The organism is Waterburya sp. (assembly GCF_058530065.1).
The window spans coordinates 1-1,753 of sequence record NZ_JBZNBU010000446.1 but is presented as its reverse complement, the minus strand read 5'-3'; the positions used below and the strand labels follow the sequence as shown (position 1 = coordinate 1,753).

Below are 1,753 nucleotides of genomic sequence, written 5' to 3'. Positions count from 1 at the left end.
GCCTTTTCGTAACAGCAATATCCGAAAACAACAATTGACAATCGATAGTTTTTTCAGCTATCTTCATGCAGCTAGCAATAGGTATTGTTGCTTATATTCTCCTGCAAAAATACCTGTAGACTAAAAAAATGCTTTATGTATAATTAGACAATTAGAATTGTTTACCCAATCGTGCAGCAGTCTGAGAAAATTCCTTTCTGGCGAGATAGTCGGTATCTCAAAATTATCGGACAGGGGTTAGTTTTAGCAATAGTTATCGTCGCGATCGCCTATTTTGGCAATAATTTAGTCAACAACTTTCGACGGTTGAACCTCAATTTTGGCTTCGATTTTTTGCGTCGTGCCTCTTCTTTCGGAATCGCTAACCCTCCTATCGCTTATCGCCCCACCGATCCCTACACTCGCGCCCTAGTTGTCGGATTATTGAATTCTTTGCGCGTGATGGTTTTTGGCATCATTATTGCTACCATATTGGGAATCAGCATCGGTGTTGGCAGACTGTCAAATAACTGGTTGATTCGTAAACTGGCAGGGGTTTATATCGAAATCTTACGCAATACGCCGTTGTTGTTGCAGCTATTTTTTTGGTACTTTGCCGTTTTTCTCCGCTTACCCAGAATTCAACGTCCGTTAGTTGTCGCCGACAGCATCTATTTAACCAATCGCGGTTTGGATATTCCCTGGTTTGCTCCTACCTTACCTACTTGGCTATCTTTGGGCGCGATTGTTGGCTCGATCTTGTTAGCTGTGGCTTTCTGGAATCAGCGCAACCGCACGATCGAACGAGGAGAAAATCCTCAGCTTTGGTTGTGGCTGCTGGGCATCAGCGCGATCGCAATTATTTTGCTTTTTATCTTTGGAGTTGACTGGGCGATACCGCAATTGCAAAACAATTCCCTGCGGGGCGGGCTTAACCTGTCGCCCGAATTTGCTACTCTTCTTATCGGTTTGGGTATTTACACCTCAGCCTTTATTGCCGAAGTAGTACGGGCGGGTATTCAATCAGTCAGTTTGGGGCAGTGGGAGGCTGCTAGGGCATTGGGTTTAAAACCATCGGCGATGATGCAGCTCGTAATTTTTCCCCAAGCATTGCGAGTAATGATTCCCCCTCTAACCAGCGAGTTTTTGAACTTAGCTAAGAATTCTAGTTTGGCGATCGCCATTGGCTACAGCGATATTTATGCGATCGGCAGTACGATATCCAACCAAACAGGGAAGTCAATAGAGATTCTGACAATTATCATGGCGGTTTACCTGACTATTAATCTAATTATTTCGGCAATTATGAATCGCTTCAATCGTTTGGTTCAGTTGAAAGAGAGATAAATAAACAATGAGCAGTGAACAGTCCCTAAAGGGATACATAGCGAAGTGTATCCTTTAGGACTTCGCTATGAACAGTGAACAGTGAGCAATGAACAGCGACCAAGGAACCTAATACCAAATCCGATTGATATAGTGTGATTTAGTATTAAGCTTGTTACATTAATTTGGTGCTTACTACCCACTACCTACTCCTTTATCCCTTTATGCCCGAAGGGTGCGAATGGGGGTTTATCCCCGAAGGGGGCTACTCCCTACTCCCTAACTACTACAGTTAAATAACCGTTATGAACGGGATTTAGTATCAAAGATAGATTTCAGATTAATTTTTTTGTACGATCTTAAACAAGTGCAACGTTATATTAAAAGACTGTGGTAACAAATTCATTATCTAAAAACGATAGTTGGTCGAAATTAGACTGGTATTGGC

General features: G+C 42.4%; 1 protein-coding gene. It reads left to right on the top strand.

The window, feature by feature from the left end; all coding sequences use genetic code 11:
* The first annotated feature begins 171 nt into the window (after positions 1-171).
* On the top strand, positions 172-1,326 hold the full coding sequence (locus AC33VI_RS23550) for an amino acid ABC transporter permease (protein WP_491784692.1): 1,155 nt from the start codon (positions 172-174) through the stop codon (positions 1,324-1,326).
* The last annotated feature ends 427 nt before the right edge of the window (positions 1,327-1,753 follow it).